At 43.8% G+C, this 25,111-nt stretch carries 19 protein-coding genes and 1 pseudogene; 7 read left to right on the top strand and 13 right to left on the bottom strand.

The window, feature by feature from the left end; genetic code table 11:
• Nucleotides 1-133 precede the first annotated feature (133 nt).
• Nucleotides 134-1,495, top strand: coding sequence for an acetyl-CoA carboxylase biotin carboxylase subunit (gene accC, locus ACI2JM_RS06015; RefSeq protein ID WP_404642859.1), 1,362 nt, complete (start codon nucleotides 134-136; stop codon nucleotides 1,493-1,495).
• A gap of 111 nt (nucleotides 1,496-1,606) precedes the next feature.
• Here accC and ACI2JM_RS06010 read toward each other — a convergent pair whose 3' ends face one another.
• Nucleotides 1,607-2,227: a hypothetical protein gene (locus ACI2JM_RS06010; RefSeq protein ID WP_404642857.1), complete on the bottom strand. Its 621-nt coding sequence runs from the start codon at nucleotides 2,225-2,227 to the stop codon at nucleotides 1,607-1,609.
• 256 nt (nucleotides 2,228-2,483) lie between these two features.
• Nucleotides 2,484-4,268 carry a 2-isopropylmalate synthase gene (gene leuA, locus ACI2JM_RS06005; RefSeq protein WP_404642855.1) on the bottom strand — a complete coding sequence of 595 codons (1,785 nt, stop codon included), beginning with the start codon at nucleotides 4,266-4,268 and terminating at the stop codon, nucleotides 2,484-2,486.
• Nucleotides 4,269-4,486: 218 nt separating this feature from the next.
• Here leuA and ACI2JM_RS06000 point away from each other — a divergent pair, with 218 nt between their 5' ends.
• Complete coding sequence (locus ACI2JM_RS06000) at nucleotides 4,487-4,975, top strand: Lrp/AsnC family transcriptional regulator (protein ID WP_404642853.1); 489 nt, start codon at nucleotides 4,487-4,489, stop codon at nucleotides 4,973-4,975.
• On the opposite strand, the gene ACI2JM_RS05995 is transcribed toward ACI2JM_RS06000, so the two are convergent.
• The 5 genes from ACI2JM_RS05995 to ACI2JM_RS05975 form a co-directional block, all read right to left on the bottom strand.
• Nucleotides 4,972-6,228, bottom strand: coding sequence for a YbfB/YjiJ family MFS transporter (locus tag ACI2JM_RS05995; protein ID WP_404642851.1), 1,257 nt, complete (start codon nucleotides 6,226-6,228; stop codon nucleotides 4,972-4,974). The genes ACI2JM_RS06000 and ACI2JM_RS05995 overlap by 4 nt on opposite strands.
• A 94-nt stretch (nucleotides 6,229-6,322) precedes the next feature.
• Nucleotides 6,323-7,675 (bottom strand): ABC1 kinase family protein, encoded by a 1,353-nt coding sequence (locus tag ACI2JM_RS05990; protein WP_404642849.1) that lies wholly within the window; start codon nucleotides 7,673-7,675, stop codon nucleotides 6,323-6,325.
• Nucleotides 7,676-7,761: 86 nt separating this feature from the next.
• Entirely contained in the window at nucleotides 7,762-8,556 is a 795-nt protein-coding gene (locus ACI2JM_RS05985) for a HesA/MoeB/ThiF family protein (RefSeq protein ID WP_404642847.1), read from the bottom strand.
• Between the two features lie 35 nt (nucleotides 8,557-8,591).
• Nucleotides 8,592-9,503, bottom strand: a complete 912-nt coding sequence (prmC, locus tag ACI2JM_RS05980; RefSeq protein ID WP_404642845.1) for a peptide chain release factor N(5)-glutamine methyltransferase — start codon at nucleotides 9,501-9,503, stop codon at nucleotides 8,592-8,594.
• Between the two features lie 58 nt (nucleotides 9,504-9,561).
• Nucleotides 9,562-11,463: an AmpG family muropeptide MFS transporter gene (locus ACI2JM_RS05975; RefSeq protein WP_404642843.1), complete on the bottom strand. Its 1,902-nt coding sequence runs from the start codon at nucleotides 11,461-11,463 to the stop codon at nucleotides 9,562-9,564.
• 796 nt (nucleotides 11,464-12,259) lie between these two features.
• Between ACI2JM_RS05975 and katG the strand changes: the two are divergent.
• The 4 genes and pseudogenes from katG to ACI2JM_RS05955 all read left to right on the top strand — a co-directional run bounded on the left by katG (nucleotide 12,260) and on the right by ACI2JM_RS05955 (nucleotide 17,183).
• Nucleotides 12,260-14,437, top strand: a pseudogene (gene katG, locus ACI2JM_RS05970) (catalase/peroxidase HPI).
• A 249-nt stretch (nucleotides 14,438-14,686) separates the two neighbouring features.
• Entirely contained in the window at nucleotides 14,687-15,616 is a 930-nt protein-coding gene (locus ACI2JM_RS05965; RefSeq protein ID WP_045446223.1) for a LysR substrate-binding domain-containing protein, read from the top strand.
• Between the two features lie 346 nt (nucleotides 15,617-15,962).
• The gene (locus ACI2JM_RS05960; protein WP_404642841.1) at nucleotides 15,963-16,964 is read left to right on the top strand and encodes an LLM class flavin-dependent oxidoreductase; all 1,002 of its coding nucleotides are present in this window, start codon (nucleotides 15,963-15,965) and stop codon (nucleotides 16,962-16,964) included.
• A 48-nt stretch (nucleotides 16,965-17,012) separates the two neighbouring features.
• Nucleotides 17,013-17,183: a hypothetical protein gene (locus ACI2JM_RS05955; RefSeq protein ID WP_404642839.1), complete on the top strand. Its 171-nt coding sequence runs from the start codon at nucleotides 17,013-17,015 to the stop codon at nucleotides 17,181-17,183.
• Nucleotides 17,184-17,333: 150 nt separating this feature from the next.
• Here the strand turns inward: ACI2JM_RS05955 and ACI2JM_RS05950 are convergent, their stop codons facing one another.
• The 6 genes from ACI2JM_RS05950 to ispF form a co-directional block, all read right to left on the bottom strand.
• Nucleotides 17,334-18,365, bottom strand: coding sequence for an ornithine cyclodeaminase family protein (locus tag ACI2JM_RS05950; RefSeq protein WP_404642837.1), 1,032 nt, complete (start codon nucleotides 18,363-18,365; stop codon nucleotides 17,334-17,336).
• Nucleotides 18,366-18,425: 60 nt separating this feature from the next.
• The gene (locus tag ACI2JM_RS05945) at nucleotides 18,426-19,385 is read right to left on the bottom strand and encodes an AEC family transporter (RefSeq protein WP_404642835.1); all 960 of its coding nucleotides are present in this window, start codon (nucleotides 19,383-19,385) and stop codon (nucleotides 18,426-18,428) included.
• A gap of 270 nt (nucleotides 19,386-19,655) precedes the next feature.
• Entirely contained in the window at nucleotides 19,656-21,551 is a 1,896-nt protein-coding gene (gene mnmG, locus ACI2JM_RS05940; protein WP_404642833.1) for a tRNA uridine-5-carboxymethylaminomethyl(34) synthesis enzyme MnmG, read from the bottom strand.
• Nucleotides 21,552-21,800: 249 nt separating this feature from the next.
• Nucleotides 21,801-22,331, bottom strand: coding sequence for a hypothetical protein (locus ACI2JM_RS05935; protein ID WP_404642831.1), 531 nt, complete (start codon nucleotides 22,329-22,331; stop codon nucleotides 21,801-21,803).
• Between the two features lie 217 nt (nucleotides 22,332-22,548).
• Nucleotides 22,549-22,899 carry a Grx4 family monothiol glutaredoxin gene (gene grxD / locus ACI2JM_RS05930; RefSeq protein ID WP_045446215.1) on the bottom strand — a complete coding sequence of 117 codons (351 nt, stop codon included), beginning with the start codon at nucleotides 22,897-22,899 and terminating at the stop codon, nucleotides 22,549-22,551.
• A 201-nt stretch (nucleotides 22,900-23,100) separates the two neighbouring features.
• Nucleotides 23,101-23,604, bottom strand: coding sequence for a 2-C-methyl-D-erythritol 2,4-cyclodiphosphate synthase (gene ispF, locus ACI2JM_RS05925; protein WP_045446213.1), 504 nt, complete (start codon nucleotides 23,602-23,604; stop codon nucleotides 23,101-23,103).
• 260 nt (nucleotides 23,605-23,864) lie between these two features.
• On the opposite strand from ispF, the gene mnmA reads away from it, so the two are divergent.
• Nucleotides 23,865-25,091 (top strand): tRNA 2-thiouridine(34) synthase MnmA, encoded by a 1,227-nt coding sequence (gene mnmA, locus ACI2JM_RS05920; protein WP_404642828.1) that lies wholly within the window; start codon nucleotides 23,865-23,867, stop codon nucleotides 25,089-25,091.
• Nucleotides 25,092-25,111 lie beyond the last annotated feature (20 nt).

The following is a 25,111-nucleotide window of genomic DNA, read 5'->3' as shown; positions in this document are numbered from 1 at the left end:
ACCTCATTATGATAGAGATTTCGTTATCATTTGGCATTTTAGCTTGAGTTATTTTATCTTTATCGTAGCTCAATTTAATAGTGCCTAAAATAACGACTCTATCAATGACCGCCGCTTCGACAAGGATGACCCCATGATAAAAAAACTGCTCATCGCCAATAGAGGTGAGATTGCCCTACGTATCGTTCGAGCCTGCAAAGCCCTTGGCATAGAGACCGTCGGTGTCTACTCTACAGCTGATGCAAACTTGATGCACCTGCGCTTTGTTGATGAGGCAATCTGTATTGGCAAACCCAATGCCAATCAAAGCTATCTTGATATCAATACTATTTTAACCGCAGCTGAAATCACTGGTGCCGATGCTATCCATCCGGGTTATGGTTTTTTGGCTGAAAATGCTGAATTCGCTGAACGCGTCGAAGAAGCAGGTCTCACTTTCGTTGGTCCTAATGCTGACCATATTCGATTAATGGGCAATAAAGTCTCTGCTATTAATGCGATGAAAAAAGCTGGCGTACCGACCGTCCCTGGTTCAGTGGGCGCGGTAACGTTGCATAATGCTGAAGAGCAAGCACGTCATATCGGCTTCCCGTTATTGATTAAAGCAGCTTCTGGCGGCGGCGGTCGCGGTATGCGCGTGGTTGAGCGCTTCGAAGAAGTCATTGGGCAAGTACAGGCTGCTAAGCAAGAAGCTGAGCTGTGGTTTGGTGATGATACCGTGTATATGGAACGCTACCTACAAAATCCGCGCCACGTAGAGATACAAGTGCTTGGCGATGGTAATGGTAATGCCATTCACTTATATGATCGAGATTGTTCATTGCAACGTCGCCACCAAAAAGTATTAGAGGAAGCCCCTGCGCCTGATATCCCTGACGATGTACGTCAGCCTATCTTAGACGCTTGCATCAAAGCATGTGAGTTGGTGAAATATCGCGGTGCGGGTACTTTTGAGTTTTTATTTGAAAATAATGAATACTTTTTTATTGAGATGAATACTCGTGTGCAAGTTGAACACCCGGTAACTGAGATGATTACTGGCATCGACGTGGTCGTCGAGCAGCTAAAAATCGCAGCAGGCTACGGTTTGTCTTATCGTCAAAGCGAGATTGAGATTCAAGGCCATGCCATTGAATGTCGTATCAATGCTGAAGATCCAGCCACCTTTATGCCTTGTCCTGGTACAGTCACTCAGTTATTTGCCCCCAGTGGTGCTGGTGTACGCTTTGACTCGCATCTCTACCCGGGCTATGAGATCCCAAGCTATTATGACTCATTGATTGGCAAGCTTATCTGCCATGGTCAAACGCGCCAGCAAGCCGTCTCTAAAACGCTACATGCACTCGATGAATTGGTAATTGAGGGTATTAAAACCAATATCCCGCTGCATCGCGATGTCATTTTGGCAGATGACAATTTTATTCACGAAGCACAAAATATTCATTATCTTGAAAGAGAGCTTCTAACTGGCAATAAAAAGAAGGCGGATGTATAACCTGCTTTGATTTTTGTCAAACATAAAAAAAACCGCTACCTATTTAGATAGCGGTTTTTTATGTTTCTATTTTAGAAAAAATGGTTTTAAGTTTTATAAATAAAGAAAATGCTACGGTAACACTCTATTAAAATTCATAAAGCATTCATTACCATCAGGATCCGCACACCATTGCATTTGGTTGCCATCGTGATTTAAAAACGCAATCAACGCTTCGTCAGTTTGGTCGATTTGGTTACCTGAACAATCTACCTCGTTATTGTCATAGACTGTTTTTAGCGCAATAATGGGCAGCCCTTTTTCTCGGTGCGTGATTAGGTAACGACCATATGTCCACTCTTTGCCACTCACTGCCCACATCTCATTATCGGCCGCAAAATTATATAGCTCGCGGCACTGATTTGCTTTTTTGGCGGAGGCCGTTAACTGGTTGTTAGTATTTGGCTTAATATTAAGGACGCGCTTTTCACTTTGCACAAGGAGACCGCCTTCTGTGCCCGCAGTCACTTCTGGCTCATCACTTTTTGTCTGTTTCAGCTCTTTTGCTGCAGCTTGTCTGGCTTTTGCTTCTTTGGTCATCGTGATACTACTGTCTAAGTCGATTTCCCATTGTCCTGCGATAGCTGGGCTGATATGAGTGGTAATAGTCGGTTTAGTGACCACCTCGCCATTTACTGGCAATGACGCCAAAATAGCAGCCAATGAAAATGAAGCAAGTGAGATAGGTTCCATAATTAACCTTTTGTTTATAATAATATAATATGAGTTATGTACATTAGCGTAAGTCTTAGACATCAAAAACACAAGTAACATTATGCTATTAGTCGCGATGCTTTAACCAACTGCAAGATAGGTGATAGTTATAAATGTCTACTTTCTGCATATAGACTGTCGTTTTTCATGCAAAAAATAACGCCATCGCTTTACTTGCCAAAGACAAGAAGCGACAGCGTTATAGCGACAAGTTATTAAGACGATCATAAAAACATTAAGCAGTGGCAGTACTCACTGCTTGAGCAAACGCTGATAATGCGCCTTTAAGCATTGCTGATACAGTACTACTGCAAGTGCCAATACCAGAATAAACTTCACCATCTACATTTAGTTGGATATAAGCCGCCGCATTCGCATTAGTTTTGTTGTCATTATTGGTATCATCATCGATGCCATCACCGCTATTGTGCTGCGGATTAATCGCATGCTCAGCGTAGTTGATGACATGTATCGATTTACCAGTGTGCTGGGCAAGGCCGTCAATAAACGATGATAATGGACCATTACCAGTGCCATCAATATTAATAATGTCCCCATTCATTTGTACTTGACCAGTAAAGTAGACTTCACCGCCTTTATTATTGACCGTATAATCTAACAGCTCAAAACTGCCTTGCTGTAGATACGTATCTTCAAAGGTTTGTAAGATTTCATCATTCTGCAATTCACGAGCAGCTGATTCAGCTTGCTTCTGTACCACGCCGCTGAAGTCAATTTGCATCCAGCGCGGCAAATTAAAGCCATAGTTGCGCTGCAAGATATAAGCCACACCGCCTTTACCAGACTGGCTATTGATACGTACCACATCCTGATAACTACGACCAATATGCGCCGGATCAATTGGCAAGTAAGCCACATCCCAAACGTTATCCGTCTCGTTTTGATGCTTTTCGTTATAATCGAGAGATTTTTTGATGGCATCTTGATGTGAGCCACTAAAGGCCGTAAAGACCAATTCGCCGACGTATGGATGACGCGGATGTAAGGGCAAATTGTTACATTCGCTGACCACTTGTACAATTTCGCTCATGTTACTAAAATCAAGCTCTGGATCGATACCTTGGCTAAACAGATTCATCGCCATGACCATGATATCCATATTACCCGTGCGCTCACCGTTACCCAATAGCGTACCTTCGATACGATCGGCACCCGCTAACACCCCAAGCTCTGCTGCTGCAACCGCACAGCCACGGTCATTATGTGTATGCAAGCTGATAATGACATGCTCGCGCTGGGCAAGATGACGGCAGAAATACTCGACTTGATCGGCAAAAACATTGGGCATAGACGCTTCAACCGTCGCTGGCAAGTTTAAAATCACTTCCTGCCCTTGTTGTGGTTGCCATACTTCACAGACCGCATCACAGACTTCTACAGCATATTCAGTTTCTGTTTGACTAAAGCTCTCTGGTGAATACTGGAACACCCATTCTGTTTCTGGATATTTAGCCGCATATTCAACCAATAATTTAGCACCAGTAACAGCAATTTCTTTAATCTCAGCTTTGTCTTTACCGTAGACCTTTTCACGTTGTACACGGCAGGTTGAATTATAGACATGAACAATCGCACGCTTCGCGCCTTTTAATGACTCAAACGTACGGGCGATCAAATGCTCACGAGCCTGCACCAATACCTGCAAAGTCACATCGTCTGGGACGTGATTTTCTTCGATAAGTTTACGAGCAAAATCAAATTCAACCTGCGCCGCTGATGGAAAGCCAATTTCAATCTCTTTAAAACCAACCTCAACCAACGTTTTAAAAAAACGCATTTTTTGTTCGATTGTCATCGGATCAATCAGTGCTTGGTTGCCATCACGCAGATCCACACTTGCCCAGATTGGTGACTTTTCAATCGTTTTGCTCGGCCAAGTACGCTCTGACAGCGAGGGCGCAAAAGCAAATGGACGATACTTTTTATAATCAAAAGCAGCATTTTTGGGTGTAATCTTTGCAGTCGTTGAGGCTACAGTGCGTTTGGCTTGGTCAGACATAATCAATCCTTAGATGATATGGGAATTTATGTTTTTAGCTGGACGGCTGGTGATTAGATCAATGTTTATCATACGAGATAACCAATGTTTATACCATAATAATATCAGAGTTTACGCAATAGAAATCCGCTTTCTTTGATAATATATCGCGCTATTTTAGTGAAAAAATACAATTTACTCAGTATAATTAGCTGAATTCACTAATAAAGCAACAGATCATGTCAAACAGTCATCTGAATAGTCCACATTTAGCCGATATTGATGAGATCGATCGACAGCTCTTGCGCGTATTGCAAACTCAGGCACGTATGAGTATCACCGAGCTTGCCGAACACGTCAACCTGTCAGCCACGCCTTGTGCACGCCGTATTAAACGCTTAGAAGATGCTGGTATTATCACAGGTTATCACACCAAAACAGATGCGCAAAAACTTGGCTACCCGCTCGCCGTCTTTATCGCGATTAGTATGGACCGCCATACGGCTGAGCGCTTTGAGCAATTTGAGCGTAAGATTCAGAGCTTTGATGAAGTCATTAGCTGTAGCATTGTCACGGGTCGTACAGAAGACTACCTTATCAAGGTAAGAGTACGCGATATGGCACATTATGAGGAGTTTTTATTACATAGGCTCAATCGTATCGAAGGTGTCGCTCAAGTGCATACCAGTTTTGAGCTGCGAGAAATATTTAATCGTAGTGTGGTTTAAATGGTAGTCGGTGGCTGTCGACGAAACAATAGCAACAGCACCAATCCAACCATCAATCCAGCGGCGGCAACGAGTAACCCTGCATTGAAATTGTCGTCCTGCCCTGCCAATGCTACCGTCACCAATGGTCCCAAGAACTGACCCAATGCATAAGCCAAAGTTGCCAATCCTATCAGCAAATTTGAGTAAGCAGGATTGATATTTTTAATCAAAGTGAGCGTCATCGATACCATACCCACAAAGGTCAAACCTAAAATAGCAGCATTGCCGTACAAACCAATAGCGCCGTCGAACCATATGGGCAGGCACATCCCAAATGCTTGTAATATCGTTAAGCCTATTAACGTTTTAATTTCACCAATTCGCTTGGCAAGTGCGCCCCACAGTGGATTTGATAACATCGCAAACACACCAACGACTAGCCAAATGAGCAATCCAGCATACGTCTGCGTCGTGAGGCGCTGTGCTGCCATTACTGGCAAAAATGTCGCAGAGGTAATATAACCAAAGCCTGCCAGTACATAGCTCGCTGACAGCAAAGCAATAGCCTTACGATGGCCAGCAATGGCCTCATACAAAGCGCGCTTAAAGCTCAAATAGGTTTGATGCACTGACACGTGCTGTGTAGGATCAGTCTGCAGCAAGTCGGAACCATTTGCTTGTCTTGGTTTTACCGCATAGAGTAGCCATACCAGAGGTAAGCTTGTAAAGCCTGCTACCAACCAAATGACATCAAAATGATAGCCCAATATCAACAACCACCACGTCAGTATGGCAGAGGCACTGATGCCCACACCAATACCTGCGTAGTGTACTGCCGACAGTACAGAGCGGCGTTCAGGACTTAAGCTTTGAATCACAAACGATGAGCTTAAAATCATCGCTACACCGCTTGCAATACCTGCGATTAGACGAATGAGATACCATAGAGTTAATGACATATCAGGTACGACAAGTAGCATCGTTGTGACGACACTTATAATCGCCCACAGTGTCAGCGCTTGCCACGTCGAGCGCTGAGGCACAAACATGGCAATGAGGGCACCGATAAAATAACCGATGTAATTGATAGAGGCAAGCCAGCCTGCAATCGTCGTTGAAATCGACACTTGCACCATAATATCGGGTAAGGTGGCAGTAAACAAAAAACGTCCATAGCCCATGACGACTGCCATGCAGTACATACCGATACAGGCAATGGCAGCTTCATTGGTAATATGAGGAAAAGCACGGCTTTTGAGAGCAGTCATCATGACAGAGCCATTTTTGCGGCCATTAGCACACAATCCTTTGTGTTAGAGCATTCAAGAGCAGCGGCGGATTAATAATCAAACATACAAGCGAAAACTACGATACGTTTACTGTTGGCGGCATGGTCACATCTGTTTCTGTGTGTCCTAGCATTTGTACGCGTTGATCACTAAACATATCCATATCAGGTGCCAGCGTACGCATAAAGCGATCAAAATATAGCATCTGCTTGGTCAATAAAGCAAAGTCACGTGGGAAATGTATGCCATGGCGCTTACCGACTTCTACAATCTCAAGCATCATTTTATTTAGCTCATCGGCTTGCTCTTTACTATTAAAAGGCACACCACTGGTAAAGGATTTGTCCTCCGCCATAATAGTCTTCATCATACGCTGCAAATCATTACCCAACGCCACTACATCGACTTTATTGCCACCATGGGTCATTTCCATATCAATCATATGGCGCGCCATCGCTTGATAGTCACTGTCCTGCATGGCCTGCATCATACCCATGCACGCACGCCAACTCTCAGCTTTTAGCTTACCGACAATACCAAAATCCAAGAAGCCAATACGACCATCGGTTAATAGCATCAAATTGCCCGCATGCAAGTCAGCATGAAAACTGTTGCACAGCATGAGACTGGCAAACCACGTATTCAAGGTATCCGCCATGACTTGCGCAGGATCAGCACAATACTGACGCATGAGCGACTCATCGACCATAGATACGCCGTACAAGCGGCTCATGGTTAGTACACGCTTGGTCGTCAGCTCTTCATATACTTTGGGTGCTACCACGCGTGTATTACCTGATATGGCTAAGAACTGCTGAAAATCGCGGATGTTTTGTGCCTCAGCGATAAAGTCCGTCTCGGCAAGCATGCGCAGGCGAATCTCATCGATAATCGGCGCAATACTGGCAAACTTCATCGACGGCATCAGAATCTCAAGTAACTTAGTCACCCCATGCAATACGCCCAAATCGGTCTGCATAATGGTCTCGACGTCAGGCTTTTGCACCTTTAATACGACTTCATCGCCATTATGCAACCGTGCCGCATGAACTTGCGCAATAGAAGCTGATGCCAATGGCTCTGAGTCGATATGGGCGAACTTATCAACAAGCGTCATGCCATCAACCGCCAACTCTTCTTTCAATACCTGCTCGATATAAGCATAGGACAATGGCGTGGTCTGATCCAAACAGCTCTGAAAAGCTTTTACATATTCGCGTGGAAACAGTGACGGCGTACTGGCGATAAACTGACCAATCTTGATATAAGTCGTGCCCAACTGCTCAAACGTTTCTTTTAATAATGTGGCATCAGGCTTTTCACCTTTTGCCACTCTCAGCGCAGATAAACCTGCCACGCTGGCTGTTTGGCGAACACGGTTCATGACATTGAAGGTATGCTTTAATAAATGCGGACGATGAATTTTCATAAAAAACAACTATGGTCATAAGAAAGGGTTTTGAGAATAGGCGATTATAAATAATGACAAGTTACACAGCTACTAATGAACAATCACTAATGACTACTACAGACAGGACAAGCAGCATCTTGGCGATAGCCCATCAGCCGTTGCTGCATCTGGCTACCATCCCATATTAATAGCTTATTTGTCAGTGGATTTTTGGTTAATCCCAAATACTGCAGGGCAGCATTCGCTTGCAAATTACCCATGATAGCAGTGGTACTCGCTAGCACACCTGAGTTAGCACACGTACGCTCATCAGCCGCTGCATCAAGTACTACCGAACCAAACACGCAGTGATAACAACCAGTGTTTAGTTGCGGCTCAAATAGCGCCAACTGACCTTGCATCGCAATGGCTGAGGCAGATAATAGCGGGATTTTATAGCGCACGCTAATACGATTGATGACATCACGCGTCGCAAAATTATCGGTGCAATCTAAAAGCAAATCAGGCTTGCCTGTCGCCATATCGAGCAATTCATAAGCATTGTCTTCGCTTAGTCTTGCAACTGTACCGCGAGCGGTAATTAAAGGATTAATACGCTCTAACATGTGCGCCGCTGTTAGCGCCTTAGTTTGACCGATATCCTCAGGTAAAAACAGCGTTTGGCGCTGCAAGTTGCTGGCTTCAATGATGTCATCATCTATCAGATGAATTTGCCCAAGTCCTGCACGCACCAGCATCTCAGAAGCAGGACAACCAAGCCCGCCTGCCCCTATCATAACCACACGAGCTGACTTTAAGCGTAGTTGAGCATCAATATCCCAACCGTCTAATAATATTTGCCTTGCATAACGCAGCAGCTCTTCATCCAACAACTGCCCTTCATATGATGTGTGCGCCATATTTATTACCAATAACCTATTATTAAAGAAGTCTACTAACAAAAACCTGATGACTTAATTTGACCCAGCGTAACACGATCATTACCACCATAATCTTGTACTGTACGCACAGATTCGAAGTCACTGTCTACAAACAACTTGCGAACGGCATCACCTTGGTCAAAACCATGTTCGATAGCCAGTAGCCCACCGACACGCAAGTATTTCGGTGCCTGTCCTACGATATGCTCTATATCGGCAAGCCCATGATTGGGAGCACTTAAGGCACTAATAGGTTCGGCTACAAGGCGTGCTAAATGCTCATCTTCCTCATCGATATAAGGAGGATTGGACACAATCACATCAAATAATAGCTCGCCATGACTGGGCAGCTCGTCATACCAACTGCTTTGTATAAACTCAATATCAGCAACATCATTGATAACTGCATTGTGCTGAGCAACCTTGAGCGCTTCTGGCGACATATCCACCGCAACGACTTGCCAGCTTTCTGCCTCACTGTCTGAACGCTGCGTATTTAACTCGTGAGCGAGACTAATCGCAATACAACCTGAACCTGTCCCTAAATCCAATAACCGTTCTGGGCTGCTGACACTGTTTGGCTGAGATTTTATCCAAGTTAATACTTGCTCAATCAGTATCTCAGTATCAGGTCGCGGAATTAAAGTGTGCTCATTGACAGTAAATATCAGCGACCAGAACTCTTGCTGACCCGTCAAATACGCAAGTGGCATTCCTTGCTGCATCTTCGTTACACCTGCATTGAATTGCTCAATTTCGCTGTCCGTTAATTGATAATCTTCATCCGTCATTAAGGATATCGCAGGCTTATCGATGACATATAATAGCCAATCGGTGAGCCAAAATGGCGGCAAATTGCTATTTGCAGTCTCATTTGTCAACTGCTGAATGTCCTGCTTGATTTGACGAATGGTCGATGCTGTCATAAGTAACTCTTAAAAATATTATAAATCAATGAAAATAAAAATAAAAATACTGTTTAGCCTACTCTGACGCACGTGGTGGTTCTTTGGTATCAGTCAGGTTTGGATTTGCCTTGACTAACTTATCACTGCTTCCATTATTATTGTCATCGTCATAAATATCATCGTTATCGCCGATGACGATATGTTTATCAACAAAGTAAATCAACGCCAAAATTGGAATACCAATGGCAAAGGTAAAGATAAAGAAAAATGGGTAGCCCATATTGTCGACGATAGCACCAGAATATCCACCCATGACTTTAGGAATGAGCGTCATTAGTGAAGAGAAAATAGCGTACTGCACTGCCGTAAAGCGGATAGAAGTCAGCGCTGATAAAAAAGCAATAAAGACAGCACTAGCAAGACCAGCCGCCAAGTTATCAAATATCACTGCCATATACATGATTGGCAGACTGCCTGGATTATACGTCAATACCACAAATAGTAAGTTGGTCGCACAAGCGAGAATAGCGCCAATCATCATGGCATGCATAATGCGGAAACGCTGTGCCAGTAGCCCTCCTAAAAACCCACCCGCAATTGCCATGATCACACCAACCAACTTTACCGCATTGGCAATGTCAGTTTTACTAAAGCCCATGTCCTGATAGAAGACGTTGGAAATAACGCCTGCTACGATATCTGAGATACGGTATAGCCCGATGAGCGCCAATAGTAATAACGCCTTTTTGCCATAGCGTCTAAAAAAGTCCAAGATCGGCTCGACCCAAGTTGCCATGGCTACTTCTTTTTTCACCAACCCAACTTGTACCAATGCATAACCTGCCGCCATCGCTACACCCAAGCTTATCAGCAGATGCAATGTTTCAACAAAGAAGCTGGAAAACGCACCTTCAAACTCTGGCAGTACTTGTCCCATCAATATATAAGCGGCGATAAAAGCGATCACAGAAAATACAAATAGCGACACCAATCTCACATAATCTTCGCGAGTCTCAGCAACCAATGGGGCTTTATTAATAATTTTTGGTTGATTAATGATGAAATACAACAGTAACAAAGGGGCACAAGCGACCAATGCCAAAAAGTAAAACTTAATCGCTGGCATTACCATTAAAGGTATAAATGCCAATGTGCTATCAAATACTGTATTAATTAAAATATTGATCAGATAGATAACGCCAAAAAGTAAACCTGGTATGAGTAATAAAGCAGAATAAATAAGAAATACTTTTAAATTACCCTTCTGCTTTTTACTTTGCAACGTTTCGGCCGTTGGCTCATAGCTAGCAAACGTCGTTAATACCCCTAAAGTCATGACACCTGCCATGATGTAGTAAGTATTTCGCCATGCCTCATAACTATAAAAAGTCTCATTCGAGCCAAAAAAATCTGCCAAATATAAAGCACCTGCCCCCGCGACGATCATGCCGATGCGATAACCTGATACATAAATAGAGGATAAAATAGATTGCATCGATGGCGGTGCAAGCTCGATGCGGTAAGCATCAATAACGATATCTTGGGTGGCAGAAGAAAAGCCAAGCAGCACTGCAGCACCTGCCATGTAGACTAAAACATCTTCACTAACTGGATTAACATTTGCCATCGAAAAAATAGCCAATATGATAAGCAGCTGTGATACCACCATCCAACTGCGTCGACGACCCAACCATTTAGTCAAAAATGGCACAGGAAGCGCATCGATTAATGGTGCCCAAATAAATTTAAATGAATAACCCAACGCTGCCCAACTGAACATGGTCACAACGCTACGATCAATGCCTGCCTCTCTGAGCCATAATGACAAGCTTGAAAAGATAAGCAGTATAGGAATACCCGCTGAAAAGCCCAAAAACAACATGATAATGACACGAGGGTCTAAATAGGCCTTTGCAGCCTCTCCCCATGATTTTTTGGCAATTGGTTGATTGGGCGGCACAGATTTGACAGCAGACATAATAACTCACCAACACTTAAGATAAAGAACACAACTGCGCACAATTTTTATCAATCATTAGCATCATCTATCGGTAACTGACACTGATAAATAGCACTGACAAACGGGATCGATAAAAATTGCTTAACGTTGCACAAATACAGCCATTACAACAAAATTGAATTATGGTACTTGAGAACCTCTACGTTGACTAGATGTTTTTGCACTAACTGACTGATTGTGGCGCTTGCACGGTGGCTTATATTTCGAAGTAGTAACACAGGTTATATCAATCTTTCCCTAATGTTAGGTTATCCATAAGTTTTCTTACCAATTTCTCTCATTAAAGATGTCTGACAATGCTTTTATTTATAGGTAATATATAGATAGAGGTAGAATCAGCACAAGCTTGATTGGCTTATCACCATCCTACCCAGTAATACGAGCAGTGGCGTTAATAGCAAGCTGAATGAGTTACCACACAAAGATTCCATGATTAATAATTTAAAACTTATAATTCTTATATATTAGTTTTATAAATATACAGTGCTTCGTTATGCTCTTTGTATAGACAATGATTATCTCGATTAACTATTCGTTCTTTTTATTATCATAGCCTAGGAGTTTTACTATGTCTGATTCAACCAACACCCCAACTGACAAAAATACAGCGCAAGATACCGCTGGTTGCCCCGTAAATCACGAAGGTAGCAACAATGATGTACCAACCAACACAACGTATGATCAAGGTGACGACCAAGGCCCGACGATTCACAGTGAAAACGTTGATCAGACGCACGCACCGCAGCGCCATAGTATGGGCGGCTGTCCTGTCATGCACCAAGCACATACTACGAACGCCTCGGCAGCAACCGACTGGTGGCCGAATAGCTTAAACTTAGATACCTTGCATTAGCAGGATCACAAAACCAATCCAATGGGTCCTGACTTTGATTATGCAGAAGCCTTTAAGCAATTAGATTTAGAAGGCGTCAAGCAAGATTTAAAAGATCTAATGACTGAGTCACAGGCATGGTGGCCAGCAGATTGGGGTCATTATGGTGGGTTGATGATTCGTATGGCTTGGCATTCTGCTGGTACTTATCGACGCTCTGACGGGCGCGGTGGTTCTAACACTGGTAATCAACGCTTTGCGCCATTAAACAGTTGGCCGGACAATGTCAACTTGGACAAAGCACGTCGTCTATTATGGCCGATCAAGAAAAAGTATGGTAATAAACTTTCTTGGGCAGATTTGATGATCCTAGCGGGTAATATGGCTTATGAATCTATGGGCTTTAAGACGTTAGGTTTTGCTGGTGGACGCGCTGATATTTGGCATCCAGAAAAAGATATCTATTGGGGTTCTGAGCGTGAATGGCTTGCTGCTACTAAAAATCGTTATGAAGATGATGATAAGCGTGAATCGCTAGAGAATCCTTTAGCCGCTGTGCAAATGGGCTTGATCTACGTCAACCCAGAAGGTGTCGATGGCAACCCTGATCCAATCAAAACAGCACAAGACATCTGCACCACTTTTGCTCGCATGTCAATGAATGATGAAGAAACGGTCGCCTTGACGGCTGGTGGTCACACGGTTGGTAAATGTCATGGTAATGGTGACGCTACCTTATTAGAAGATGAGCCAGAAGCGGCTGACATCAAAGAGCAAGGTCTAGGTTGGCGCAACCCTAAAGGCACAGGCAATGCTGGCGATACCGTCTCAAGTGGTATCGAGGGCGCATGGACCACGCATCCAACCCAATGGGATCATGAGTATTTTGAATTACTGTTAAATCATGAGTGGGCACTGACTAAGAGTCCTGCTGGTGCTTGGCAGTGGGAGCCTATCGATATCAAGGAAGAAGATCGTCCTTTGGATGCACATGATCCAAGTGTACGCCGCAACCCAATCATGACCGACGCTGATATGGCAATGATTAAAGACCCTGCTTACCGTAAAATTTCAGAGAACTTTCTTCAAAATCCAGAATATTTCGATGAAGTATTTGCAAAAGCTTGGTTTAAGCTTACCCATCGTGATTTGGGGCCAAAATCTCGCTATTTAGGGGCGGATGTGCCAAGCGAGGACTTCACTTGGCAGGATCCAATTCCACAAGGCAATGTTAATCTGAGCGCTGATGATATTGCAATCTTAAAAGCACAGATACTAGGCAGTGGTATCGACCATCGCGAATTTATTATTACCGCTTGGGATAGCGCTCGTACATTCCGCGCCTCAGACTATCGCGGCGGCGCCAATGGTGCACGCATTCGTTTAGCCCCGCAAAAAGACTGGCTAGGTAATGAGCCTGAGCAATTGGCTCGCGTACTTGAGGCGCTCACTGACATTCAAACGAACTTTGATAAAGACGTCAGCATCGCAGATTTAGTGGTACTCGCTGGTAACACCGCCATTGAAAAAGCAGCAGCTAATGCAGGCATTCAAATTGAAGTGCCATTCGATGCGGGTCGTGGCGATGCGAGCGATGAGATGACTGACACAGAAAGCTTCTCTGATTTAGAGCCACGACATGATGGCTACCGTAACTGGATCAAAGGCAGCTATGCCATATCACCTGAAGAGATGCTATTAGATCGTACTCAGCTGATGGGCTTGACTGCACCCGAAATGGTCGTTTTAATCGGTGGTATGCGTGTCTTGGATACCAACTACGCTCAGAGCCAACAAGGGATCTTTACTGAGCGTGCTGGGACACTTAGCAATGACTTCTTTGTGAACTTGACAGACATGAGCTATTCTTGGCATCCCGTTAAGACAGACAATAATGACGCCCCTGCTCTCTATGAAGTGCGTGAGCGTGCTACTGGCAATGTAAAATGGCAAGCCAGCCGCGTAGACCTAGTGTTTGGCTCAAACTCCATACTACGCGCTTACGCTGAGCTTTACGCACAAGACGATAACCTAGAAAAATTCGTTCATGACTTTGTAAATGCTTGGAATAAAGTGATGAATGCGGATCTTTTTCGCTAAAACCCACTGAAATAGATACGCCTTTATCTTAAAAAAGCCCTCTTTAATCGAGGGCTTTTTTATTGTAATGGTTTGCTTCTAGCAACGGACAAACGACTTATTCTATATTCCAAATAAATATAAATAGATAACCATTAAGTATATACAAGAATAAACACTTTGTTTTACACTACCTTCTTACTGCATATTTGTACATTTTCACTTTTGTATACAGACAGGGTTTGTATATTTATACAATAGGATTTAGTTATGGCAATCGACGTAGTGGTCAATCAGCGGCATTTACAGATTCAGCTCAAGCAGTTGGAGACAGTATGGCATACGGTGATTAATGGCTATAACTTAAGTCAGGCGGCGACCGTACTGCACACCAGTCAATCTAGCCTATCAAAACATATTGCGGCACTTGAAAATCAGCTCAAAACGGAAGTATTCGTCCGTCAAGGCAAACGCCTAACGGGTCTTACGACCATGGGCACAGCACTAATGCCGCATATCGAATCTATCTTCGCCGAAATCCGTACGATTGAAAACCTAAGTCTCGATTTTAATAATCCGAATATTGGCACGCTGACGATTGCCACCACTCACACGCAAGCGCGATATGTATTGCCGCAAGTCGTCAAAGAGTTTAAAGAGCGTTTCCCCAAAGTCAACCTAATACTACAACAAGCAGATCCAGAGACCATCGCGCAGATGGTCATTCGCGGGCAGGCGGATATTGGCATTGCAACCGAGTCTTTACTTCATAACAATTATTTACGCTGCTATCGCTATTATGACTGGACGCATCGCGTCATTGTGCCAAGCGATCACGAACTGGCCAATCACGAGTCTGTGGATTTGCCGACCCTCGCCAGCTATCCGATTGTGACCTATCACGGTGGCTTTACGGGGCGCGGTGCGATTGACAAAACTTTTGAAGAAGCAGGATTGGAACCAGATATCGTGCTAGCAGCACTCGATGCTGATGTAATTAGTACTTATGTAGGTTTGGGCTTGGGTATCGGCATTATCGCAGAGATGGCGTTTGAACCAAGTCACTATCAAAATTTAACCGCGATACCAGTGGATCACTTTGGGCGCTTTACCAGTTGGATGGCGGTACGTGATGATGCAGAAATTCGTCAGTATGGTCGAGCATTTATGGAACTGTGTCAAAAACAATTTAGCCAGTAAAGAACCATTCATTCATATTTTCACTAAACATCAATGGCATCATTATCAACAGATAATGATGCCATTTTCTATTCTTATTTCTACTCAAAATCGACTGGCGCGCATGTGATTCTTATAACGCTACCCCATTATTAAGATTTGTTATCGTCTTAATTTCTGACCTTTATATTCAATAGAACCGCCCCATTATATGAACTATTGAACGACTAGTTACAGCAATATTGAATTAGCACTAGATTCTTGAGGTGCTAGTTCATCATTGCTGTCGCTAGTCTCTTTTATAACTAGAATCAAATACCAATATAACCATGTCGTTGAAAGGCGGCATCATAAAAACAGGTGATTTATGAGTAACGCTATTCCCTTATCCTTTTTAGATCTAGCACCCGTGCCTGAAGGTAAAACCATCGCTGAAGGCATTGCCCAAACGGTTGAGACAGCACAGCAAGCAGAAAAAGTCGGCTTAAACCGTTATTGGATGGCAGAGCATCACAATATGCCGGGCATCGCCAGCGCAGCGACGTCAGTACTACTAGCGCATATCGGCAGCCAAACCAAGCATATACGTATTGGTGCTGGTGGTGTGATGCTTCCGAACCATGCACCTCTCGTCATCGCTGAGCAATTTGGCACTTTGCAGGCATTATATGGTGATCGCGTAGATTTAGGGCTGGGTCGTGCGCCGGGTACTGATAGCGCAACCTTTCAGGCACTACGCCGTCAGATGCAAGATGCTGATCGCTTTCCGCAAGACGTCCAAGAATTGATGTACTTTTTAGGGAACGGTACAGATAATAGCCCAGTACAGGCATTTCCTGGGGCAAAGTCAAACGTTCCTATCTGGATATTAGGCTCTTCTCTTTTTGGGGCTACGTTAGCGGCGCATCTAGGACTTCCTTATGTGTTTGCCTCACACTTTGCACCGCAAATGCTTGGGCAAGCGATTACAGCTTATCGTGAACAGTTCAGACCATCAGCCTATTTAGATAAGCCTTATGTCATGCTGGCAGCCAATTTATTACTCGCCGATGACGATGCTACTGCACAGTATCATTTTACCTCTGCGCAGCAAAGTTTCGTACGCTTGCGCCGTGGTGAAACAGGTCAAATGCCGAAACCTACTCACGATATGGACAGTATCTGGAGCCCTGCTGAAAAAATGATGGTGGATAGCGCATTGTCAGTGTCATTCATCGGTTCTGTAGAAACTGTCAAACCGAGACTGGCGGCATTCCTTGCCCAGTATCAGTCAGACGAGCTGATTGTGACGGCTAACGTTTACGATCAGGCAGCGCGCATGCGTTCACTGGAACTTACACCTGAGTTAAATTTATTTACTTTACAATGAAATCAGACACTTGCATAATTATTGATAAACCTTAGCTGGATGTTTGACATGGATGCAACTCCTATTATCGGTGCCTCACTGCTTATTGGCTCATCAATATTTATGTACATTGTTGCCTTTCTGGCGGTGATGGCTGTCGGTGGTTATTTGACCTACCGCACCAGCCCAAAACGTAAGCAGCGGCGCGAAGACCAACGCAATAAAGACAATCTAAGTTAATAACCGCTCTAAAAACATGCTAGGGGCGTATTAGTTGAACGTTTAAAGCAATGTAAAAAGCCCTCTTTTCTTATTTAGAAAGAGGGCTTTTTTTGGCTTGCTACATAATAAAAATACAGCAATCTTTACGTACGGTCACTGTGAATGGCATTACCATTCAACTGATGAGCCAAGATTTTTTTGGGCGGCTTGTTGTGCGACATATAGAGCGACTGCTGCATCAAAACTGGCTGCACCAACCGATTTAAATAACGTAACACCATTATTAGACTTAGCGGTTTTTTCTTGTAGCGCCCCTGTGACTAGCGCTTGTAAGTCACCACTCAGATCGTCCCATGTCCATGCACAATCGACATTATCGTGAGCTTGGATTAAATCACCCGCTTCATGACGACTGCCAACCAAATCATCGACAACGACCATGCGACTGTTTGCAATGACATCATTGCTTATCTCTTTCATTGAAGGCTGATAGGCGCCGACTGCGTTGATGTGTACATCAGATTTAATATGGTCGAGATCAAACAAACCTTCTGTTGCGCGGGTTGCGACATTAATAACATCTGCATCACGGATAGCATCATTGATATTTTCGCAAACCGTTATAGTAACGTCCCATTGCGGATAATCACGAGTAAATTTTACTTTAAAAATCTCAGCGCCTTCCCTGCTTCTATTCCATAAATATACTGTTTTAATCTCAGGACGTACTGTCATTACCGCATGTAATTGCTCATAAGCCATGCCGCCACAACCGACCACCGCCACACTTTGACAGTCAGCGTTTGCCATATATTTGGTCGCAATGCCTGACAATGCCGCCGTACGTACTTGGGTAATATAAACCCCATCCATAATTGCCAATATCTCACCAGTATCATTGTTTGACACGGTAATAATCGCCGTTGTGGTTGGTAAATTTCGGCTCGGATTATCAGGACAAATGGTGACCAATTTTACGGCGGTATACTCGTTCTTACCATCATAAATCGTCGCAGGCATTGATAAATGCGAACCTGAGCGATGAGTGTCATCTTCACTAAAAGTTTCAATGACCAAACGTTCAGGCGCTTTGATCCAATTGGGATGCGCTGCCTGTTGATGTAACAATGCTTCTATCGCCCCAATGGCAGATTGCATATTGAGATGTTCGGTCACGATTGCTTGGTTTAGTAATTGCAATTTGAGTACTCCTATTTATAGATTTATTATTAGAACATGTTTTATCACGCCAAACGGCTACTACATTAATCCTAACCCGCGTAATGTTGCCGCACCAATCGCCATTCCAAACATACCTACGACGGTGGTAAAAGCCAAAATATTAGCAGCTAACACATCATTGCCACCCATGGCCTTTGCCATTACATAGCTGGCGGCGGCTGTTGGTGAGGCTGCCATCAAAAACAACACACCCATATGCACACCTGATAGACCAAATCCCAATCCAATAGCGATGGCAATCAATGGCGCAACGATAATACGTCCGATACTCGCCTGCATGGATAGCCCTGAAGGGTGCAACATCGACTTCAAATCAATACTGGCACCGGCGCAAATCAATGCTAAGGGCAATGCCACTGCGGCCAGTAGATCGCCAGTCGTATGAATCACACCTGTAATAGGCGGCAGTGGTGATGCCTTATAAGCAAATGCTGCTACCAATGCGATAATCAGTGGGTTGGTAAATAGCTTTTTGATAATCATGGTACTGCGACTGAGCCAAGTATCATCCACACTTTTGGACACACGGCTGAGAGTGATAACCGCTAAGATATTAAACAGTATCGTCACCACACCCATATAGACAGCGCCGATGCTTAAGCCACGTTCTCCGTAGGCATTAGCAACCGTTGCCAGTCCAATAATAGCCATATTACTCCGAAATATTCCTTGTACAAACACCCCTTGATCAGCCGGTTTGCTCACAAAATATTTGGCATAAATCTCTGCACCTATAAACAAGATGAATGTCACCAGAATACCAGCCACTATCAGCGTGATTTGTTTGCTGTAATCGACATCACTATCAACGACGCTAAAAAAAAGCAAACAGGGTAAACAGTAATTAAAGACAAAGCTCGATGCTTGATCAATAAAAGTCTGGCTCGCCTCACCGCGTCTCTGCATAAAAAAACCCAACCACATTAAGGCAAGGTTGGGCAAGACAATGGTAATAGCAAAGACAATAGCATCAATCATAAATAGGCTCAATTCGTTGACAAGCCCATCATAATATGGACATCAGCGAGATAAATTGACAAGTAATCATTAAGTTTTCTAACCTAGTATAGAGACAAAATAGCAAGTAAGACAAGCGCCTGCTCTATTTTCTTTTAACAGCGGCTGTATTTTTAACAAACAAAAGCCCATAATGATATATCATTATGGGCTTTTGTTATACTAGTTATACTAGTTATACTAGTTATACTAGTTATACTAGTTATACTAGTTATACTAGTTATACTACTATTATGAATCTAGCGCAGCTTTTGCTTTTTTATGTTTTTTCACCGTCATAGCTAATAATTGAATGGCAGCAGGCGTCACACCGCTAACACGTCCAGCTTGGGCAAGCGTCGCAGGACGTACTTGTGTCAATTTCTGTACAATCTCATTTGATAAGCCTGATACCACACTATAATCAAAGTCCAGTGGCAGCGCTGTATTTTCTAGGCGCTTCATCTGATCAATGTCTTCTTGCTGACGGTCAATATAGCCTGCGTATTTGACAGAAATCTCTATCTGCTCACCCACTTGCGCATCGACTTGCGAATCAGTGATGGCAGCGATATCAGCAAAATGAATCTGCGGACGCTTGAGCAAATCAAAAGCAGTTGATTCTTTTGACAGCACCTCGCCCGTTTGCTCTGTGACTTTTTTGCCCAACGTATTAGCAGGGGTTGCCCACATATCTTTGAGACGTGAGGTCTCCGTGGCAATGGCTTCCATTTTTTGTTGGTAAGCCTGCCAGCGCACATCATCTACTAGACCAAGCTTGCGACCTGTTTCAGTTAGGCGTTGATCTGCATTGTCTTCACGTAATAATAGACGATATTCTGCACGACTCGTAAACATACGATATGGCTCAGTCGTACCATGGGTAATCAAATCATCAACGAGCACGCCAAGATAGGCTTCATCACGGCGCGGTGTCCACGTTTCAAACTCACTATTATTAGTCGTAACCAATGCCGCATTAGTACCTGCTAGCAAACCCTGTACGCCAGCCTCTTCATAACCAGTTGTACCATTAATCTGTCCAGCGAAGTAAAGACGATCGATAGATTTGGTCTCGAGCGTTGGCTTTAGGTTTTGCGGATCAAAATAATCATACTCAATCGCGTAGCCTGGACGGGTGATATGCGCGTTTTCTAAGCCTTTCATACTATGAATAAACTCTAACTGCACATCAAACGGCAAACTCGTTGAGATACCATTTGGATATAGCTCATGTGTCGTCAAACCTTCTGGCTCGATAAATATCTGATGGCTGTCTTTATCCGCAAAACGATGAATCTTGTCTTCGATAGATGGACAATAACGCGGACCTACCCCTTCGATTTTGCCAGAGAACATCGGTGAACGATCGAGGTTTTCACGGATGATGTCATGCGTGCGCGCATTGGTATGCGTGATGTAGCAATTGACCTGCTCAGGATGCATAGACACATCACCCATATAACTCATAACAGGTAGCGGCGTGTCGCCCGGCTGTACGGTCATCACACTAAAATCAACGCTACGCGCATCGATACGCGCAGGCGTACCTGTCTTTAGACGACCGACTGGCAGCTTAAGCTCACGCAAACGATCTGCCAACTTGATAGAAGGTTGATCGCCTGCGCGACCACCTTTTGAGCTTTCGAGACCAATATGAATAACACCGCCCAAGAACGTTCCTGATGTCAGTACCACCGTTTGCGTATTAAAGATAATACCCGTTGCAGTAACCACTGCCGTCGCACGACCATTTTCAACTAAGATATCATCAGCCGCTTGTTGAAATATATCAAGATTTGGCTGATTCTCAAGCGTATGGCGAATGGCGGCTTTATAAAGAATACGATCCGCTTGCGCGCGTGTGGCACGTACTGCTGCCCCTTTACGACTATTAAGCACTCGAAACTGGATACCCGATTTATCCGTTGCCAGTGCCATTGCCCCGCCAAGCGCATCAATCTCACGCACCAGATGGGATTTGCCGATACCACCAATTGCTGGATTACAGCTCATTTGCCCAAGCGTCTCAATATTATGTGTCAACAGCAAGGTCTGCGCGCCCATACGTGCGGCTGCCAAAGCAGCTTCTGTGCCAGCATGACCACCACCGATCACTACCACGTCGTAATTTTTTGGGTATTGCATATACGCCTCACTTGACTCATAACGCCGCTTTTAGCCAAAAACTATTATTACCAGAATTTTATGGCTAAATAGCATGGTCATCAGCAAATAAACGTCAGTCGGATTTAAAAAGTTAACGACTTGGAAAAGCCGCTAGATATTGGATTGTTAACCCATCATTATAACAATTTTTTGATACTTAAAAAACGCCGCAGTAGAAACTATTTACATTAAGTGTTAAGCATCATTTTTAAACTTAGTAACTAGCGCCTAGTTACCAGGGCTCAGCGGTACGATTTGATCTGATTGACCACTGCTCAGCATATGCTGACTGCCATAACCTTCTGGATTGATCTGTAAATAAGCATTCATCAAGCCAATGGCATCGCCATCATTACTGGCCAAAATTTGCTCTTTAATCATGTCCACTGGCGGTAGCAGCAAGTTTTTTAGCAATGCCAAACGCTGCTGGTTATCGCCTTTATTAACGACCATCTCGATAAGTTGACGCGCATCAATGGGCAAATCTGGCGTATTCTGTGCCAATAATGCCAAATGATAAGCGCCCGCAGAATCTTGATCCGCAACGATACGCTGCTCAATCGCAATATAAGTGGCTTCTGTTGCGCCGCCTGCCACGCTAAGCTGATGAATACATTTCAGCGCTGAATGTGGCTCATTGCCAGCAATTTCAATGATACGCGTGGATTCATTTTTTAAATGCTCACGGCGTTTTTCGATTACCGCTTGCTCAGCAGCTTCTTTTTGCACGTCCGGCTGTTCCGTTGCTTGATTATTCATAAAAATCTCTTACTCGTATGATAATTATTATTTATATCGCTGATATCTTGCACACTATATGGGGGTAAATTCGATAAAAACAACGAAGCATAAAGATACTAAAGCGTAAAGACAATAAAAAACCCAAATAGCCATTAACTGACCATTTGGGTTTACTGTGCTTTATCTTATCAAGTTTATTTGAATATCAAAGACATCCAAAGCATACTCTCAAGTATTAAGCAGCAGGGCTGTTTGCTTCAACCAATGGCTTAAGCTCGCCTGATTGATACATTTGTAAAATGATGTCTGATCCGCCCATCAATTCGCCATCAATCCACAACTGTGGAAAAGTCGGCCAATTGGCGACTTTTGGCAAAGTAGCACGGATTTCTGGGTTTTCTAAAATATTTACAAACGCAAATGGGCGACCAATTTGAGTAAGAACTTCAATCGATTTAGCAGAAAAGCCACACTGCGGGAATTGCGGCGTTCCTTTCATGTAAATAATAACTTTATTGTCACGGATTTGATCACGGATCAATTGTTCAACGTCGTTTGCAGCAGTATTTGGGGTTTGCTCACTCATAAAAGCTCCTATTGATAAAGCGGTTCATTGAAAACAGTGATTGATATTACAAAATGATTGAGAAAAGAGATGGCTGATACATGGGGCAAGCGCCACGGTATTACAAGTACAACTCTATAGACTCTATATATAAAATCTACGCTCAACTCCCCAAGTCAATATGACTCGGAGTGCTCAAGCAGCGATGGCACCCGATCCAAGCTATCTAGATTCGACAACATTAGGGACTAATAATACCACGGCATTGGCCATAATGCCCTCTTGCCGACCGGTAAAGCCTAACTTTTCAGTGGTAGTGGCTTTAACGCTGATATTATTGACCGCCGTCTGCAAATCACTGGCAATATTATCACGCATGGCTTGACTGTGCGGTGCCAGCTTTGGACGCTCACACATCACAGTGATATCAGCGTTGCCTAGACTATAACCAGCCTCTTGCACTTTACTGTAGACATAACGTAGCAGCACCCGCGAGTCCAACCCTGCATGGGCAGCATCTGTATCAGGAAAATGCTGACCGATATCGCCAAGCGCCAATGCGCCGAGCAGTGCATCAGCAAGCGCATGCAGCACCACATCTCCATCAGAGTGTGCTAGCAAACTGTGCGTGTGTTCAATAGGCACACCTGCTAGCACCACATATTGCTGCTGCTGACCATTATTGTGAAAAGCGTGAACGTCGATACCTTGACCAATTTTTATCATTATTATTCCAAGATGAGTGAAACGTGATTAAAATAATTCAAAACCACTATCTAAATTTCTAAAGCGATTTTACCAATGTCTAGACACCATCGGTCGCCACCAGTTTCAATTAACTGGTATAATATGACGTTTATTTTATCATAATACCAGATCCAAAAGATAAGCTGACGTCGTTCTGCTAAGACTACCTATTGTAGCAATGGCATAATTTTTAGCGTCAATATCTATTTTGGAGAACGTACAAATAGTTGAGCCGCTTTATGTCAGCCATACAAGATACCTCAAGCATAGCCGTTTCTGAATCTTTTACGCCTCATCGTCCATTAACACTTGCCGATATCGAGAATCCTAGCGCCAAGCACGTGATTGTCGGTATGTCAGGTGGCGTTGATTCTTCTGTATCAGCCGTTTTACTTCAACAAGCAGGCTTTAAAGTCGAAGGTCTGTTTATGAAGAACTGGGAAGAAGATGACGGCACCGAATACTGTACGGCAATGGACGATCTAGCGGACGCACAAGCGGTATGTGACAAAATCGGTATGAAGCTACACACAGCCAATTTTGCCATGGAATATTGGGATCGGGTTTTTGAGCATTTTTTAGCAGAATACAAAGCGGGTCGTACGCCCAATCCCGATATTTTGTGCAACAAAGAAATCAAGTTTAAAGCGTTTTTAGACTATGCTTTGACGCTGGGTGCAGATTATATCGCCACCGGTCACTACACGCGCCGTAGTATGAACTATACGAATGCTAATGGCACTGAGGTTGCGCAGCTGTTACGCGGGCTTGATAACAATAAAGACCAAAGTTACTTTTTACATGCGGTTGGCGGCGATAAAATCGCTAAGACGCTGTTCCCAGTGGGTGAGCTTGAAAAACCAGTGGTACGTCAAATCGCTGAAGAACATGATCTTATTACCGCCAATAAAAAGGATTCAACGGGTATTTGCTTTATTGGTGAGCGCCGTTTTAAAGACTTTTTACAACAGTACTTGCCGGCACAAAAAGGCGACATCGTCACGGATGATGGTCACATTATCGGTCAACACGATGGTTTAATGTATTACACCTTAGGACAGCGTGGCGGTATCGGTATCGGCGGTGTCAAAGATCGCCCAGAAGAGCCTTGGTTTGTATTGGCAAAAGACTTGGACAACAACCGTTTGATCGTTGGACAAGGTCATGAGCATCCCATGATGCTGAGTAATGAGCTGCAAGCTTATAAGCTCGATTGGGTCGATGGTTTACCGCCTGCAGATATATTTAGCGAAGACGGCTTACGTTGTATGGCAAAATCGCGCTACCGTCAGCCAGACCAAGCGTGCCGAGTGTTTGCTGTTGATGATAAAGGTTTAGAAGTACGAGTGATATTTGATGCGCCGCAACGTGCAGTGACGCCAGGTCAGTCAGCGGTGTTTTATGTCGATGAGGTTTGTTTGGGCGGCGGTGTCATTGCCTCTATTGATGCGCCTTGCGGGATTTGACATCTCAGTTAACATTAATT

This window comes from Psychrobacter sp. NPDC064578 (assembly GCF_044901245.1).
Classification (GTDB): domain Bacteria; phylum Pseudomonadota; class Gammaproteobacteria; order Pseudomonadales; family Moraxellaceae; genus Psychrobacter; species Psychrobacter cibarius_C.
Note: the sequence above shows the minus strand (reverse complement) of the source record. Positions and strands in the feature narration are given on the sequence as shown.